The sequence below is a fragment of the Paenibacillus sp. y28 genome (assembly GCF_037137075.1).
Taxonomy (GTDB): domain Bacteria; phylum Bacillota; class Bacilli; order Paenibacillales; family NBRC-103111; genus JBBBNV01.
The window spans coordinates 125,802-142,345 of sequence record NZ_JBBBNV010000009.1 but is presented as its reverse complement, the minus strand read 5'-3'; the positions used below and the strand labels follow the sequence as shown (position 1 = coordinate 142,345).

Annotated in this window: 14 protein-coding genes and 1 tRNA gene; 12 read left to right on the top strand and 3 right to left on the bottom strand. The window is 57.1% G+C overall.

What is annotated here, in order from left to right; genetic code table 11:
* Positions 1-175 precede the first annotated feature (175 nt).
* The 10 genes from cbiB (at position 176) to WBG83_RS09835 (ending at position 12,087) form a co-directional block, all read left to right on the top strand.
* Positions 176-1,222 (top strand): adenosylcobinamide-phosphate synthase CbiB, encoded by a 1,047-nt coding sequence (gene cbiB, locus WBG83_RS09885; protein ID WP_336744845.1) that lies wholly within the window; start codon positions 176-178, stop codon positions 1,220-1,222.
* Positions 1,204-2,193 carry an adenosylcobinamide-GDP ribazoletransferase gene (gene cobS, locus WBG83_RS09880; RefSeq protein ID WP_336744844.1) on the top strand — a complete coding sequence of 330 codons (990 nt, stop codon included), beginning with the start codon at positions 1,204-1,206 and terminating at the stop codon, positions 2,191-2,193. Before cbiB ends, cobS begins: the two co-directional genes overlap by 19 nt.
* Before the next feature lie 128 nt (positions 2,194-2,321).
* Complete coding sequence (locus WBG83_RS22600) at positions 2,322-5,429, top strand: cobyric acid synthase (protein ID WP_442955819.1); 3,108 nt, start codon at positions 2,322-2,324, stop codon at positions 5,427-5,429.
* A gap of 134 nt (positions 5,430-5,563) precedes the next feature.
* Entirely contained in the window at positions 5,564-6,136 is a 573-nt protein-coding gene (locus WBG83_RS09865) for a cob(I)yrinic acid a,c-diamide adenosyltransferase (protein WP_336744843.1), read from the top strand.
* The gene (locus WBG83_RS09860; protein WP_336744842.1) at positions 6,133-7,119 is read left to right on the top strand and encodes an RluA family pseudouridine synthase; all 987 of its coding nucleotides are present in this window, start codon (positions 6,133-6,135) and stop codon (positions 7,117-7,119) included. The genes WBG83_RS09865 and WBG83_RS09860 overlap by 4 nt, the downstream gene beginning before the upstream one ends.
* 349 nt (positions 7,120-7,468) lie before the next feature.
* Entirely contained in the window at positions 7,469-7,831 is a 363-nt protein-coding gene (locus WBG83_RS09855) for an arsenate reductase family protein (RefSeq protein ID WP_336744841.1), read from the top strand.
* Between the two features lie 199 nt (positions 7,832-8,030).
* Positions 8,031-9,104 carry a site-2 protease family protein gene (locus WBG83_RS09850; protein ID WP_336744840.1) on the top strand — a complete coding sequence of 358 codons (1,074 nt, stop codon included), beginning with the start codon at positions 8,031-8,033 and terminating at the stop codon, positions 9,102-9,104.
* Between the two features lie 140 nt (positions 9,105-9,244).
* Positions 9,245-10,426 carry an aminotransferase class I/II-fold pyridoxal phosphate-dependent enzyme gene (locus tag WBG83_RS09845; protein WP_336744839.1) on the top strand — a complete coding sequence of 394 codons (1,182 nt, stop codon included), beginning with the start codon at positions 9,245-9,247 and terminating at the stop codon, positions 10,424-10,426.
* A gap of 673 nt (positions 10,427-11,099) precedes the next feature.
* On the top strand, positions 11,100-12,014 hold the full coding sequence (locus tag WBG83_RS09840; protein ID WP_336744838.1) for a 5'-3' exonuclease: 915 nt from the start codon (positions 11,100-11,102) through the stop codon (positions 12,012-12,014).
* Positions 12,006-12,087: transfer RNA gene (locus tag WBG83_RS09835), tRNA-Gln, on the top strand. Before WBG83_RS09840 ends, WBG83_RS09835 begins: the two co-directional genes overlap by 9 nt.
* 273 nt (positions 12,088-12,360) lie before the next feature.
* On the opposite strand, the gene WBG83_RS09830 is transcribed toward WBG83_RS09835, so the two are convergent.
* Complete coding sequence (locus WBG83_RS09830; RefSeq protein WP_336744837.1) at positions 12,361-13,371, bottom strand: LacI family DNA-binding transcriptional regulator; 1,011 nt, start codon at positions 13,369-13,371, stop codon at positions 12,361-12,363.
* 163 nt (positions 13,372-13,534) lie between these two features.
* Here WBG83_RS09830 and WBG83_RS09825 point away from each other — a divergent pair, with 163 nt between their 5' ends.
* On the top strand, positions 13,535-14,482 hold the full coding sequence (locus WBG83_RS09825) for an aldo/keto reductase (RefSeq protein ID WP_336744836.1): 948 nt from the start codon (positions 13,535-13,537) through the stop codon (positions 14,480-14,482).
* Positions 14,483-14,487: 5 nt separating this feature from the next.
* The gene (locus WBG83_RS09820) at positions 14,488-15,501 is read left to right on the top strand and encodes a zinc-binding alcohol dehydrogenase family protein (RefSeq protein ID WP_336744877.1); all 1,014 of its coding nucleotides are present in this window, start codon (positions 14,488-14,490) and stop codon (positions 15,499-15,501) included.
* Between the two features lie 331 nt (positions 15,502-15,832).
* Here WBG83_RS09820 and WBG83_RS09815 read toward each other — a convergent pair whose 3' ends face one another.
* Both WBG83_RS09815 and WBG83_RS09810 read right to left on the bottom strand, forming a co-directional pair.
* Positions 15,833-16,102: a hypothetical protein gene (locus tag WBG83_RS09815; RefSeq protein WP_336744835.1), complete on the bottom strand. Its 270-nt coding sequence runs from the start codon at positions 16,100-16,102 to the stop codon at positions 15,833-15,835.
* Between the two features lie 81 nt (positions 16,103-16,183).
* The gene (locus tag WBG83_RS09810; protein ID WP_442955823.1) at positions 16,184-16,486 is read right to left on the bottom strand and encodes a DUF3055 domain-containing protein; all 303 of its coding nucleotides are present in this window, start codon (positions 16,484-16,486) and stop codon (positions 16,184-16,186) included.
* Between the last annotated feature and the right edge of the window lie 58 nt (positions 16,487-16,544).

Here is a 16,544-nt window from a genome sequence, read left to right as displayed (position 1 = left end):
AACGAGGTTACTTTTGTAAAATGAATTTTAGTGCAGTGATGAAGAACATCCGGTTCTTGCAGCCGGGCGAAAATGCTCCTGGCCGGTGCAGATTGTGATTGACCGTTTGTCAAGCAGGGCAAGGCTTTGCTGCTGAACATGAGGCTCAGGATGTCAGAGGAGGCGGCAAAATAACGTGTTGTTGTACTCATTGCCCGAAATGCTGCTGATGGTTGCAGCAGCGATTGTGGTGGACTGGATTGCGGGGGACCCGCGCTGGCTGCCGCATCCCGTCGTCTGGATAGGCAAATGGATTAGCCGGTGTGAAGGCTGGCTGCGAAAGGACCGGGCTTCAGCAGGGCATCCAAGCCTCCGCCCGGACAGGCCTGCATTTCGGACGCAGCCGGGGCCAGCCCGTGCCGATGTCCAGCGCAGGGAACGAATGCGAGGGCTGGCGCTGGCGCTGTCCACCGTGCTCTTGTCCGGCCTCCTGATGCTGGGGGCTGTGCTTGCCGCGCAGGCGATACATCCCTGGCTCGGATATGCGGTTAACGTTTGGTTTATTTCAACGACCATCGCGGTAAAGGGGCTGGGGCAGGCGGCGATGCTGGTTTACCGGCCGCTGCAGGAAGGCCGTCTTGAGGAAGCCCAGGAGAAGGTGGGCTGGATTGTCGGCCGGGATACCGCCGGATTAAACGAGCGTGAGGTCAGCCGGGCAGCGATAGAAACCGTAGCGGAAAATATAGTCGATGCCGTCGTGTCTCCTTTGTTTTTCGCCATTCTGGGCGGGGCACCGCTGGCGATGCTGTACCGGGCTGCCAATACATTGGATTCGATGGTCGGTTATAAAAATGAGAACTATATGCATTTTGGCTGGGCTTCGGCCCGTCTTGATGATGTTTTAAATTATATTCCCGCCCGGATTACAGGCGGGCTCGTCGTGCTGCATGCCCTGTTCCGGCCCGGGCTTGATGCGGCCAGGTCGCTTCACGCTGTGCTGCGGTTTGCCGCGCTTCATCCAAGTCCGAACAGCGGCATACCTGAATCGGCGGTGGCAGGCGCCATCGGGATTGAGCTGGGCGGCGTGAACCGTTACGGCAATGTCGTCAGTGACCGGGCCCGAATGGGCTGGCCGCTGCGTCCGCTGGATAAGGAAGATATTCGCCGGACGGTGGGCATCTGCACTGGTGTGAGCATCTGGATTGCGGGAGGATGTGGATTCGCATGGCTGCTGCTTCAATAAACAACGACGAAAAACGCGATCAACCGGGAGAACAGGCGGCAGGCGGTGAGCAGCAGGCCGGGGACGTTCAGTCGCAGCCGAATGCTCCAAAGGCAGGGCATCACGACGGCGATGTGCCCGCCAGCTCGCTTAAGCTGTGGCTTGCCGCGATGGGCGGGGCGTTCAAATTTTTGACCCGGCTCCCCTGGCCTTTTCCAGCGCCTTATTCGGAGCAGGCGTTTCGCCGCAGTGTCGTATTTTACCCGTTGGTCGGCCTGGCAATCGGCCTGCTGCTGGCGGCTTGCAGCTATGCCGGCTCCCGGCTGCTGCCTCCCCTTCCCGCTGCCGTATTGCTCGCGGGCTTATGGACGGCGCTTAGCGGAGCGCTCCATCTGGACGGGCTGATGGATACGGCGGACGGGCTGTTCAGCCACCGCAGCCGGGAGCGCAGGCTCGAAATTATGAAGGACAGCCGTGTTGGAGCGATGGGCGTAATCACGTGTGTGTTTATGGTGTTGTGGAAAATCTCGCTGCTGTCCGCCCTGCTCCCGGCAAGCCCCTCCGCTGCTGTGGCGCTGGCGCTGATCCCCTTATGGAGCCGCTGCTTCATGGTATGGGCGATTACAGGCTGGCCGTATGCACGGGCTGAAGGCGGACTCGGGGGGCTGCTTGCCGGTATACCGCTCCGTTATGCCGCCGCAGCGACGGTGCTTGCCGCTGTCTTGAGCGCAGCACTTCTCTGGCCCCTGGGCTTTGCTGCGGACCCGGGCGGGGGGCTGCACGATCTGCGATCGGAAGCCGCAGGGACTGCGGCATTGGTTTTATTCCTGGGCTTGCCCGCTGTTGGCGCATTGTGCGCGATCGGTACCGCCGCCGTTATTGCCCGCAAGCTGGGCGGACAAACGGGAGATACCTACGGGGCCATTAACGAGCTTGTAGAGGCTGTGCTGCTGGCAGTCGTGCTCTGCTGGACGCAGGCCTGGAGCATCTAACGCTTCAATCAGGCAACGGAAGCGGATGAACGCGCTAGTAGAAGTGAACGCTGCGTGAAGCCCGCATAATCAGGATGAAAAGAAATGGTGTTTGAGGTTTATTTTGAGATAAGAAGGGGAGGCTGCCGATGCTGGAGCAATACGGACACGGCGGAGATTTGCTGACAGCCGAAGGGCTGTACGGGCGGCCGCAGAACGGATTTTTGGATTATAGCTCCAATATGAACCCGCTGGGGCCGCCTCCGGCCCTTGAGAAGATTTTGCGGGAAGCGGGGCCTTTATTGGTCCGTTATCCCGATCCGGCGGTAAGGGAGCTGCGGGCTGCGCTGGCGCAGGCGTACGGGCTGCCGGTGGAATCCATTCTGGTCGGCAACGGAGCCGCTGAGCTAATCGATTTGGCGGTGCGGGTTATTGCGCCGAGGAAGGCGGCGATTGCCCGCCCGTCGTTCTCAGAGTATGAAGAAGCGGCGCTTAAGGCGGGAGCACGGATTATTGATGTTCCGCTTCGCGAGGAAGACGGATTTGAGCTTCAGGCCGAGGCGGCGGAGGCGGCGCTGCGGGAAGCGGAGCTGCTGTTCCTGGGGCACCCGAACAACCCGACGGGGCGGGCGCTGGACCCGGATTTGATTCGCGGGCTGCTGCGTCGTTATCCGAACCGTTCCGTCTTCATTGATGAGGCGTTTCTCGATTTTTACCCGAACGAAGAACAATTAACACTGCTGCGCGAGGCGGCGCAGCAGCCGCGCCTGATGGTCATCCGCTCGATGACGAAATTTTATGCCATTCCGGGCCTGCGGCTCGGATTTATTGTCGGTCATCCGGAGCAAATCGCCAGGCTGCGGGCGCAGCAGGTGCCGTGGAGCGTCAATACGCTGGCTCAGCTTGTCGGTACGGCCGTGCTGCGGGAGCATGAATACGCCCGCCGTACCCGGCTGTGGCTTCAGGAAGAACGCCCGTGGCTGGTCGGCCGTCTGGAGCGTCTGGGACTGGCTGTTGCGCCGGGTCAGGTCAATTTCGTTCTGGTGAAGCTGCCCTTCGGCAGTGTAAAGACGCTCCAGCGCGAAATGGGCCAGCGCGGCATTTTGATTCGGGACGCTTCCTTATTTCCGGGCTTGAATGAATCCTGGTTCCGGCTGGCGATCCGGCTGCGTGAAGATAATGAGCGAATGCTGGCTGAGCTGGAGGCTGCGCTGAGGGCTTTAAATGTGGAGATGCAGGCGGCGGCAGCCTCGCAGACGGACAGGGCGGAAACAGGGCTGGGGTTTGCCGGCAGCACGGACGATCCAGCACCTGCCGCAAACGCACTGCAGACCGGTACGGTTCATCAATCTCCGGCTGCAGCGGAAACGAAGAACGACTTGTCCGGGCGCATAGCTGCCGAAGAGATGAACGGGGTTAGAGAAGCATCACCGGCAAAACCCGTTCCGGCCCGTACGATTATGGTGCAGGGCACTTCCTCGGATGCCGGCAAAAGCATTTTGACGACGGCGTTATGCCGTATTTTGAAGCAGGATGGCTGGCGGGTTGCGCCGTTTAAGTCTCAAAATATGTCGCTTAATTCTTATGTAACCCCGGATGGCAAAGAAATCGGGCGCGCGCAGGGGATGCAGGCGGATGCTTGCGGGATTGCGGCGACGACGGACATGAATCCGATTCTTCTTAAGCCGAAGAAGGACATGGTGTCCCAGGTCGTGGTCCACGGCAAGCCGCTGCAGGATTACGATGCCCGATCCTATCGGGAGAAGTATTTGCCTGAGGCCGGTCGGATTGTACAGGAGGCGCTTGCACGGCTGCGCGGAAGCTGTGATGTTGTTGTTCTGGAGGGAGCGGGGAGCCCGGCGGAAATTAATTTGAAGGACCGCGATATCGTGAACATGCGAGCGGCTTCCTGGGCGGAGGCTCCGGTAATTTTGGTTGCGGATATTGACCGGGGCGGAGTGTTCGCTTCGCTGGTGGGCACGATGGACATCTTGAATCCTGATGAGCGGGCCAGGGTAAAAGGGTTTGTCATTAATAAATTCCGAGGGGATGTCACATTGCTGAAGCCGGGGCTGGACTGGCTGGAAAACCGGACGGGCGTGCCGGTGCTCGGCGTAATTCCGCACCTGCCGAATCTCGGCCTGGAGGATGAGGATTCCGCTTCGCTGGATGCCAAGCAGGGAGCCGGTTCGGCCGCAGATGCAGGCTTCCGTTCGGACGGCGCTTCGGCGGTGCTGGATATTGCGGTGCTGCGTTTGCCGCGCTTATCGAATTTTACCGATTTTGACCCGCTGCCGGAGGAGCCGGATGTCCGTATGCGGTACATTACGAGCCCGGAGCAGTGGGGAACGCCGGATGCGGTGATTTTGCCGGGGAGTAAAAATACGGTCGAGGACCTGCTGTACCTCCGTGAATCGGGCCTGGAGGCGCTGCTGCAGCAGCATGTGCGCGAGGGCGGCGCTGCGGTCGGGATCTGTGCAGGCTATCAGATGATGGGAGCACGCCTGCTGGACCCCGAGCGCTGCGAATCGGACCGGACTGAGACGGAAGGGCTGGGGTGGCTGCCGGCGGAGACGGAATTTTATGCGGACAAGCGGACGGAACGGGTTCAGGGGACTGTAAATGTTGCGCTCCTGGGCTGGTCCGGGGATGTTCCGCAGAATGCCGGGCTTGCTTCAGGCCTATGTGAGGTGCAGGTGGAAGGCTATGAAATCCATATGGGCCGGACACGGTTTACAGGCGAGGTCCGGCAGCCGTTCCTAATCCGCGACACCCGGCTTGGGCCGCAAGCGGGCAAAGCCGCCGTTGACGGCAGAGATCCTGCAGGACCACCGGATAGTCAGGCAGGCGTGGGCCAATCCTTGGGACGGGACTACCAGGAGAGTTCCTTCGGGACAAGGCAGCAGGGGGATACAAGCGGGGGACCCGATGAAACGGGCGGCAGGACCTCTCATGGCCCGGCTTCTATGGCAAGCACCGGGAGCTCGGACGCACAAGGTCCGTTCCATGCCGATGGCGCGTCAAGCAGGGATGGTTTGGTGTGGGGGACGTATATTCACGGTATTCTTCACAACGATGTGTTCCGCCGGGCCTGGCTGAATCGGCTGCGACGCTGCAAGGGCTGGGCGCCGCTTCAGGAGGTGCAGCCGTTCGGGCTGCGCCGGGAGCAGGCGTTCGACCGGCTGGCGGATCATGTGCGGAGTCATTTGGCGATGGAACGGATTTATGAGATGATAGGAATAACGCATCAATTGTAGCGGCAATGCAGCAGCAAGAAGAGGGCTCCACTGACAAGCCTGCTCCCGCTATGATGAATATGACGGCCTGGCATATAGAAGCTCGGAAGGCCAAACAAAAATAGGATCAGCGGTTCAAACGGGGAGGAAGCGATATGAAAATCTATACCCGCACCGGCGATGCCGGTCAAACCGGCGTCATTGGGGGACGCGTCGATAAGGACGATATCCGTGTGGAGGCATACGGCACGACAGATGAGCTGAAGGGCTTTGTAGGTCAGGCGATTTGCCTGGCCGGAGCGGAGGAGCGGTTTGCCGATATGGCGGCGGAATTGCTGGAAATCCAGCATGAGCTTTTCGACTGCGGCTCGGATCTGGCTTTGCTTCGCCAGGACTTGCGTCCGTATAAGGTTCAGGCCGAGATGGTCGAGCATCTGGAGCAGCTGATTGACAAGTATGACGAGGAAACACCCGACATTACAAAATTTATTTTGCCCGGCGGCACGCTGCTTGCTTCCACGCTGCACGTGTGCCGGACTGTCTGCCGGCGGGCTGAACGGCGTATCGTAACGCTGGGCCGCGAGCAGGAATATAACCGGGAAGTGCTGAAATACATCAACCGGCTCTCCGACCTGTTCTTCATGATGGCGCGGGCGGCAAATCACCGTGCGGGCGTGCCGGACGTGGAATATGTCCGGAGTGCCGAGGTGTTCCGGAGAAAACGATGAAGCCGAATGCCGATGTAACAACAGACCGCACGGCCTACTACGAGCCGCTTGTGTACAAGGTTCCCGCCGAGGACGACGGGGTCCTGCTGCGTACCATTATTCAGCGGCGGCTCGGTGTATCCCGTAAGCTGCTGTCGCGCCTGAAGCTGACGGAGCGGGGCATTATGCTGAACGGGGCTCGTGTTTATATTAATGTCCAGGTGAGCCAGGGCGATACCGTCGAGCTGCGGATGGAGCGCGAGCAGTCGGAGGATATTTTGCCGCAGCCGATGGAGTTGCATATTTTGTATGAGGATGAGCATTTGCTGGTGCTCGCCAAGCCGTCCGGAATCATAGTGCACCCGACGCACGGGCACTATACAGGAACCATTGCCAACGGCGTTGTCCATCACTGGCTGGAGCGGGGCGAAGAGGTCCGTTTTCGTCCGATTCATCGTCTGGATCAGGAAACCTCCGGCGTACTGGCGATTGCAAAAACGGCCTATGTTCATCAGAACATCTCCGAGCAAATGCAGCAGGGGCTGGTGGAAAAAGAATACGCCGCCTTCGTATACGGCGTGCTTTCCGCAGATGCGGGAACCGTAAATGCGCCGATTGACCGCAACCCGGCGTCGCCGCACGAGCGTATTGTAATGCCGGAGGGGGAAGGCTACCCGTCGGTGACCCACTACCGGGTGCTGAGGCGCTATGCGCATGCCACTCTGGTTGCTCTGAGGCTGGAAACGGGACGGACCCATCAAATCCGGGTGCATATGAAGCATCTCGGTCATCCGTTAATCGGCGATAAACTGTATGTACCCGCGCAGCAGCCGGTGCCGCCCGAATGGGAGGCGCTGGACAAGCTGGCGGATCGGCATGCGCTTCACGCGGTACGGCTTGCTTTTGCCCATCCGATGACGAAGGAATACATGAGCTTCACCGCTCCGCTGCCGGAGGATTTGGCCCGGCTGGAGCAGCGGCTTGAAGCCGGTTCCTGTACTTGATTGTACTACCGCCGCCATATTCAAGTGTGCGACACACAAAGCCTTGCGGGATAAGGCCGCGCAGGGGAAACGATTGTGGCTGCCTTTACAGGCGATTTGACGATGAAACAGGTCTGCAAGGAACAAATCCGGCCGAAGCTGCGGATAAGTCCTATTCAGCCGGAAGCTATGCTATTACGCGGCACGGTTTAAACGTCTGAAGAAGCAGAAAAGCGGCTAAGCCAGTGCTTTTTATATGATTCGCTCTGCTGTCGTTATACGCCACTGGCAGCACGCACCGAAAGCTGTAACAACGCCGCCGCCGAAGCTGGCGAAGGCTTTAAACTTTTTGAGACAGGGTGAGATTGTTATGAAATTAACTGTACTGCATTACCCCAAATGCGGCACCTGCCGCAAAGCAGTCAAATGGCTGAAGGAAAAAGGCTACGAGCTGGAGCTGGTTGACTTGTTCGAGGCGGCCCCGTCCCCGCTCGTGCTGGCGGATTTGCTGCAAAAAAGCGGATTGGATATTAAAAAGTTTTTCAACACGTCCGGCGAGGTATATAAGGAAATGAACTTAAAGGACAAGCTTCCGCAGATGAGCGTTCAGGATCAGATCGATCTGCTGTCCTCCAACGGCCGTTTGGTGAAGCGTCCAATCGTGACGGACGGGACGCAGGTGACGGTCGGCTTTAAGGAAGAGGAATTTACTTCGGTCTGGAGCGGCCAATAAGGACAGAAGGCAAGAGACAGGTTCATTATTCGAATTGGACAAGCACCGGACAAGCATCAAGAAGCGGATGTTGTGGCGCTGCTGCCGGCCCGGAGCTTTTGAATATTTATTAGGTCTGAAGCCGAAGGACACGGCGGGAATGAAACCTGCTGTTCGGATACAGCGTAGAAGAAGCGAAGAAGAAACGGGGGGATACGCCATGAAGGCGAAAAAGAAAAATGCATGGTGGGCCGTCGGGGCGGCACTCGTTTTTTTGCTGTCGAAGGCGAAGGTCATTCTGCCCCTGCTGAAGCTCGGCAAATTCGGCGGTGTGCTCATCAGCATGGCGATCTCGGTGTGGGCCTACACGATTATTGCCCCATGGCAGATGGCGGTCGGCATCGTGGTCATGCTTCTGATTCATGAGCTGGGGCACGTGATCGCCGCCAGAATGAAGGGCCTGCCTGCTTCAGCGCCTATTTTTATCCCGTTTCTCGGCGCGCTGATTAATATGAAGCGTCATCCGAAGGATGCGCTGACAGAGGCTTTTGTCGCCATCGGCGGTCCGGTGCTGGGCTCCGCAGGAGCGCTTCTGGCTATCGTGATCGGGTGGTACGGGAATATTCCGGTGCTCATCGTTATCGGAAATCTGGGGATTTTCCTCAATTTGATTAACCTGCTGCCGGTTCATCCCCTGGACGGGGGCCGGATTGTGACCGCTGTGACTCGCTGGCTCTGGCTGGTTGGTCTTGTGGGCGGCTTGGCGGTTATCATTTATTTGCGGAGCATTATCTTTTTCATTATTTGGGCGATGTTCGCCTGGGATTTGTACAACAAATATGTGCGCGGGCGGCGGAACGGCAAGCCGTACAAGCTGGCCGATCAGGTGGAGCTTCCGATCGAGGAGCTGCTGCAGCAGGGCATGATTATTCCGGGCGAGGAGCATAAGCGGGAGCTGCCGTTTACGACCTATACCACAATCGAGGACAACCTGCAGCATGTGGAGCTGCGCTGGGAAGGACTCGGCCTGCACGCCAAAAAATCACTGCAATTCCAGTCCATCGTGCGAAAAGCGCAGGTGACAGCAGTACGCAGGCTGCCGCAGGACAATCCGACGCATATTGTCGTGCATTATGAGCTTGAACTGGAGCTGTACGAGAACGACCGGTACTTTGACGTTCCTACGTGGGCGCGCTGGGTGTACGGGACAGCCTACTTCGGCTTGGCGGTCTTGCTGGTGTACGTGATGCTGGGCCTTCGCCCGCTTGTAAGCAGCTTAATCGGCCAGATGTAGGTGCTATCAGCCTTTTTATCGTTCCGGCAGCCTTTAGGGCTGTAGCTGGCGCTGTAGCAGTAGCAGGCGCTGCATTACAGTTCAGGAAATACGATGAACGCGGTAAAATTGAATTTTCACGGCAAAAGAGGGAAGCAAGCATGTTCATCAGTGGTTCACAGCGCTTAGGCCGGCTAGGCTCGGCAATATTTGCGGAAGTGGGGGCATGGAAAAATGAAGCCGCCGCTCGCGGTCTTGAGGTCATTGATCTTGGCATCGGAAGTCCGGATCGGCCGCCCTCGGCGCGGGTTATGGCCGCTCTGGCGCAAGCCGTACAGCGGCCGGATGTGTACGGCTATCCGTCCTCCGAAGGAAGTCAGGCATTCCGTGAGACGGTGGCGCGCTGGTTTACGCACCGGTTCGGCGTCGCGCTCGACCCGGCGGAGGAAATCGTTGCGCTTATGGGCTCTCAGGACGGCCTGTCACATCTGGCACTGTCGATTACCGATCCCGGCGATCTGGCGCTGGTGCCGGACCCGGGCTACCCCATTTACGCCGCCAGCCTGGAGCTGGCAGGAGTGCAGCCTTATTTTATGCCGCTGACAGAGCCGAACGGCTTCCTGCCGAGGCTTGACGAAATTCCGCAGGAGGTGGCGGACCAGGCCAAGTTCATCCTGCTGAATTATCCCAGTAATCCGCTGGCTGCGGTGGCGGAGCGGGAATTTTTCGAGCGGCTGGTAGCCTTTGCCCGGAAGCACCGGCTGCTAATTGTGCATGATATGGCCTATTCGGAAATGGCCTTTGACGGGTTCCGTCCGATTAGCATTTTTGAGATTGAGGGCGCGAAGGATATCGCCGTGGAATTCCACTCCTTATCCAAAAGCTTCAACATGGCGGGCTGCCGAATTGCATTTATGGTCGGGCAGAAGGACGCGGTGAAGGCGCTTCGCGTTCTGAAATCGAACATTGATTACGGCGTGTTTAACGCAGTGCAGGAGGCCGGGATTGCTGCATTGGAGGAAGATATGGAGCAGCCTGTTCAGGTGGGCTCCTTATATGAACGGCGCAGGGATGTCATGATTGCCGCGCTTGCGGAGGCCGGATGGAATGTTCCGAAGCCTAAAGCGACGATGTTTCTGTGGGCCAGGGTGCCTTCCGGCTGGACCTCCCGGCAAATTTCCCGGGAAATGCTCATGCAAGCGGGCGTTGTGGTCATTCCGGGCGATGCGTTCGGACCAAGCGGAGAAGGGTACGTACGGATCGCGCTGGTGCAGGAGGAAGAGAAGCTTGTAGAGGCGGCGCAGCGTATCGGCCGGTTTTTCCGTGACAACGGGATTGGATAGAGGGCGCTTCTCTTGCCGGCGATGCTTCGCTGCATGACTGTGATTGTCGGCCATATGCCGGGGCTGGGAATAGCTTGCGCTGCAAAGCGCACGGCGCGGGGGTTCTAAGTGCGGTGAAGCTTGAGCGAACGCCTGACGGTCTGAAACACGCGTCAGGCGTGTCCTGGCGGTTTTTCCCACATGGAGATGCTCGGCTCTGGGGCGGCCGCATTCAGGAAAAAGCTTAGTTGGGCGTGCCTCAAGGCACTTCCAGCCAAGCTTTTTTTAGATGCTGCATTCCCTTTTAGATGCTGCATTCCCCCAATATTCGCTGCTGCGAGCGGACGTCCCGCATTTTCCAGGGCATGCCGGGCAGACCTGCCCCCAAGCTTCCCGTTTAATCACCACTTGGTACGAGACCCGGTAGGCACGTAATCAGACCTTTCGGTTTGAAAAAGATAATAAGTGCGATTAAATCCCTCTTTTTAGCCAGGCACCAATCAGTCCGACATAAAGGGAAAAAGTGAGCAGCTCTGGCTGTCTCCGTCAAGGCAGGAAAAATGGAGCTGCGTGTCGAAGTTTAATCTGAGTCCTCATTGTATTGGATATCAATCAGGACCGAGGCTTGGCTGCCAAAACCGTGCGGTTGCGGGTGGCGGCTCTATTTTTTCATGGAGATAAAGGAGATTTGACGTTGAAGGAACTAAAAGAGTACCCGGATGGAACGAAGCCGCATTTGATGATTATTGACAGCTTTGCGCTGTTGTTTCGCGGATTTTATGCGCTGGCTCTGACCGGCAATTATATGCGCACATCCCAAGGCTTGTATACGAACGGGATGTATCAATTTACCCGGTACATGCTGGACGCGATTAAGAAATTCGGTCCGACTCACGTGGTGTGTGCGTTTGATATGGGGAAGTCGACATTCCGTAACGAGCTGTATCCGGAATATAAGGCGCAGCGGGGGGAGCCGCCGGTGGAGCTGATTCCCCAATTCGACAAGCTGTGGGAGCTGGTGGACGCGTTCGATATTCCTTGTGTCGGTACGGTCGGCTACGAAGCAGACGATATGATCGGCTCCTTGGCGAAATCGTATTCCGCTCAAGGGGTGCAGGTGAGCATATTAACCGGGGACGGCGATTCCCTGCAGCTGATTGACGAGAATACGCAGGTTATTTTGTTCAAAAAAGGGTTCGGCAATTATGAAGTCGTCACCACGGAAAACTTGTACGAGCTCAAGGGCGTGCAGCATCCTTATCAAATTATTGAGATGAAGGGCCTGATGGGCGACACAAGCGACAACATTCCGGGCTGTCCGAGTGTAGGCCCGAAGACGGCGTTGAAGCTCATCGCGGAATTCGACTCGATTGAGCAGCTGTTTGCGTCGATTGATCAGGTAAAGGGCAAGCTCAAGGAGCGGCTGCTGGAAAATAAGGATCTGATTATGCTGTCGCGGGACCTGGCGACGATTCGCACCGATGTGCCGTTTGAATGCACACTGGACCGCTGTGCGTACGGCACGTGGGATCAGGCCAAGCTGATTGCCAAGCTGGAGGAGTTCGAGTTCCGTTCCTTCGTGCGGACGTTCTCGGCCAGCGCAGGGTAAGCAATAGCCAGGCGGTAAGGCGGCGAACGGTCTTTGACACCGGGAGCGGCGGCTCGAATCCGCCTTCCCTGTTTATCCTGGCTTGGGAGCAGGAAGGCGCTTGCCCGGGCGCAGCTCCCAGCGCGCGGTGCTTCGCTGCATGACGGCGGTCGGTCGGCCATCTGGAGAAGGGATGCGCTGCAGTTTTCCAATGGAGGCTGCGGCGGGTGTTGGACTGGGGGAGCAGACTGCTCCGGCCAAAACAAAAAAGCAGAGGCTGCTTATTACAGCGCCTTTGCTTTTTTTGATACGGCTTAAGAAATACCGGACGAAATTCCCGCGAAAAAGACGACAGCTTTGGCCGGGCTTACCTGCCGGAAGACGATTTCCGCACGATGAGCTCGGAAGGAAGCACAAGTCTCCGGCTTGCCGCCGGCGCCGTCCCTTCCAGCCGCTCGATAAGCAGCTGCATCGCCATAAAGCCCATGTCATATGCAGGCTGTGCTGCGACCGTCAGGAACGGATTGTAGTCCGGAATCGGCTCCGGATCGTCGAAGCAGACCACGGCCATATCCTCCGGCACGCGGATACGGAGCTGGCGCAGGGCGCGAATCGTATTCACGCCGATAAAATTGTTCGCAGCCAGTACAGCGGTTGGACGCTCGTCCGGTGCAAGCGACATCAGCCGCGAAACAATATCCTCCAGATTGTCCTGCCTGAAATGAGTTTCCCAAATAAGCTGCGGCTGGCCGGGGATGCCATGCAGCTTCAATGCCTGCTCGAAAGCCTCCAGCCGCTCCCGGGCGTTGGAGACGGAGGAAGGGCCGTTAATCAGCGTAATGGTACGGTGGCCCTGCTTCACCAGATGCTCCACCAGCTGAAAAATGGTGTTCCGGTTATCTCCTTGAACAACGTCGGTGTCTATGCCGTCAAGCGTGCGATCCACCAGCACAAACGGGATTTTGCGCTTGGCCAGCTTGCGGACGTTGAGCAGGGAACGATCCTGCGCAGGAATGACGATCACGCCGTCGACTCCGGTGGACAGCAGCAGATCAATGTATTTCGATTCTTTTTCAATCGTTTCGTCCGAATTGCCCAGCAGCAGCTGGTACCCGGATTGCATGGCTTTATCTTCCGCGCCGCGGGTCATGTTCGTAAAGAACGGATTTGAAATGTCCGGGACAATAATAGAAACCAGCTTTGTTTCCTTGGAAATCAGGCTGCGGGCTTGTTTATTCGGGATATAATCCAGCTCTCGAATGGCCTCCTCGACACGTTTGCGGGTCGTCTCGCTAATACGGGGAGAGTTGTTCATCACCCTGGAGACGGTCATCGGGGAGACGCCTGCTTGTTTGGCGACATCGTAAATGGTAACCATCGCTTCAATCCTCTCCGTTAAAAAGCTTTGAATAAAAAATTGGGTATTGACGGCGGCATGACGGGTTGATATGTTTATGTTATCGGTAACATAATCATAACATAAATCATTTCTTGCATGACATCTGATGAATTGAAATAAGAATGGAGTTGACTTCACCAGCATGAAAACCCGTAAGCTTGGCCGAACTGGACTTGATGTTTCCATTTTGAGCTTCGGGGCATCGTCGCTCGGCGGCGTGTTCCACGAGGTGGATGAAGCGGAGGCGATCCGCACGGTCCACGAAGCGGTTGATCTTGGAATGAATTTTATCGATGTTTCCCCGTACTATGGCTTGACTAAATCCGAAGCCGTATTGGGCAAGGCGATTGCCGGGCTGCGGCGGGATCAGTTTTATTTATCCACCAAGGCCGGGCGTTATGGGGCCGATGCGTTTGATTTTTCCGCAAAGCGCATTACCGCCAGCATTGACGAGAGCCTGCGCCGTCTGAATACGGACTATGTCGACATCTTGTATCTACATGATATTGAATTCGGCTCGCTGCGGCAAGTTGTGGAGGAGAGCATTCCCGCGATTAACCGTCTGAAAGAGCAAGGGAAAATCCGGTTCACCGGCATTTCCGGGCTGCCGTTGTCTATTTTTCGCACGGTGCTGGCGGAGTCGGAGGTAGATAGCATCTTGTCCTACTGCCGGTATTCGCTGAACGATACGTCCCTGCTGGACCTGGTGCCGCTGCTGGCTTCGAAGCAGATTGGGATTGTAAACGCCTCGCCTCTGTCAATGGGGCTGCTCAGCGGCAAGGAGCCGCCGGCATGGCATCCGGCTTCATCGCGTATCCGCGAGGTTTGCAGCCGCACCGCACAGCTGTGCCGGGAAAACGGGATCGATCTTCCCAAGCTGGCGATTCAGTTTGCAGTGGCTGATGAACGAATTCCGACGACGCTGGTCAGTACCGCCAATCCGGCCAACATCCGCAAAAATGCCGCCTGGGCCCAGGAGGAGCCGGATAAGGAGCAGCTGGAGCAGGTACGGGAATGGCTGAAGCCGATACATAATGAAACCTGGCTGAGCGGCAGGCCGGAAAACAATGAAGAGGAGCAGGCAGGATGACAACGATGAGGACTATTATTTGCGAAGAACCGAACCGTTTTGTACTGACAACGACCGAAGTGCCGGTACCGAAGCCGGGGGAAGCGCTGCTGCAAATCCGCCGTATCGGTATTTGCGGAACGGATTATCATGCGTTTAAAGGTAATCAGCCTTTCTTCGTGTATCCGCGTATTCTGGGGCATGAGCTGGCTGCGACAATCGTAGAGGTAGGAGCTAATGAGCAGGGGCTGCAAGCCGGCGATCAGGTGGCGGTTATTCCGTATCTGGAATGCGGGACATGTATCGCTTGCCGCAGAGGCAAGGCGAACTGCTGCACCAAAATGAGCGTTATCGGAGTACACCAGGACGGGGGGATGCGAGAGTTCATGACCGTCCCGGTAAGTCATCTGGTTAAGGCCGACGGATTAACGCTAGATCAAATCGCCACCGTGGAATGCTTCAGTATCGGGGCCCATGCAGTGCGGCGGTCCGGTGTGGAGCAGGGCGAGTTCGTGCTCGTTATTGGCGCGGGGCCGATTGGCCTCGGCGTGATGAAGTTTGCCAAGCTGGCGGGCGCCCGCGTCATTGCGCTGGATATGAACGAGGAGCGGCTGGCTTTTTGCAAGCAGTGGGGCGCGGCAGACTATACGGTCAATGTATTGAACAATCCGGTTGAGCAAATTTCTGAAATAACCGGGGGCGATTTCCCGACGGTCGTTCTGGATGCAACGGGCAATGTCAAATCGATGGAAAGCGCGCTCCAGTACGCTGCGCATGGCGGAACGCTCGTCTATGTCGGGCTGGTTAAGGCTGATATTACATTCAGCGATCCGGAATTCCACAAACGGGAGCTTACACTGATGGGCAGCCGCAACGCATCGCAAGCGGATTTCCAGCATGTCATTGCAAGCATCCGGGACGGCCATATCGACACGAGCGCGTTTATTACCCATCGTTCCTCCTTTGAGGACATGATAGCGGCATTTGATACGTGGCTGAACCCCGCCTCAGGGGTTATCAAAGCGGTTGTGGAGCTTTAAGCATCGCGAATATCCGTGCCCGGGGCCCTACTCTTTGTGTCTTTTTTGCGGCTGGAGCTTCTGCCCAGTTATGACAGGTGAAGCCCGGCAGGGAAAGGATTCGTATGCTTGATACGAGTCGTAGGCGACGGGAATGAAGGATTGCCTATGCCTATGCATATGAATAAGAAAGAGCCCGGCGCAGATCATGCTGCACCGGGCTCTTGGCTTGCAGCCGCCCAGCTCTGGATGGGGCAGTTCATTTGTAGTCCTTTGTTCTGCTTTCTCCCCGGGTTTTCTTACGCTGCCGCCAGGAGAGAGAAGATGCTTCTCTTTTCTCCCGCTTGTCGCCTTATTCCGGGTCCGTCTCATCGTGCAGCTCGTGATCGCCGGGATACCTGCGTTCCAGACCGGCATGCAGCTCCCGGTTCTCGTAGGTGAAACGGCTTGGCGGACGCTGGTCCTGACGCCAGGGGGTGCTTTTGCCCAATGAATCGCTGTGCAGATCGCTTCCATAAGGGCCTTCCGGGAATTCCTCCGCTGCCAAATCGTTGCGCTGGGATTCTACGGATGCCAAATCGGTGTAGGCTCGGCGTTCTTCTTCCTTAAAGCCCTCGGGCATGGGAACAACTCCTTATCGTTCACGGCTTTTGCCGCAGCTTGCTCTCATTGTTCCCCAGGGGGGCCGCCGTTATCCGGTTTCTCAAATATCGGTAAAATGAATCATGCCAATCACTTCCACCAAAAAGCGTCCCAGCTCCTCGCCTTCTTCTTCCTTCAGCTTAAAGGCATGCGCCAAATATCCTTCCTGCTCCAGATCATCCGGTCCGATAATTGCGGTGCGTCCGGATTGCAGATCGGTTACCAGCTTTTTTCCGTAAAAACGATTCGTATTCGTGATCGCCAGATCGAAGCGGGATAAGTGTTCCCCGACGAAACAGACAAACCTGGTGGTTGTATCTTCCGTATGATCATATAAAAAATCAAATTCCGCTGCCATTTCCATTCCCCCATCGTCTTGATAGCTTCGATTATACACAATGCCGACCATCCGCACAAAGGTG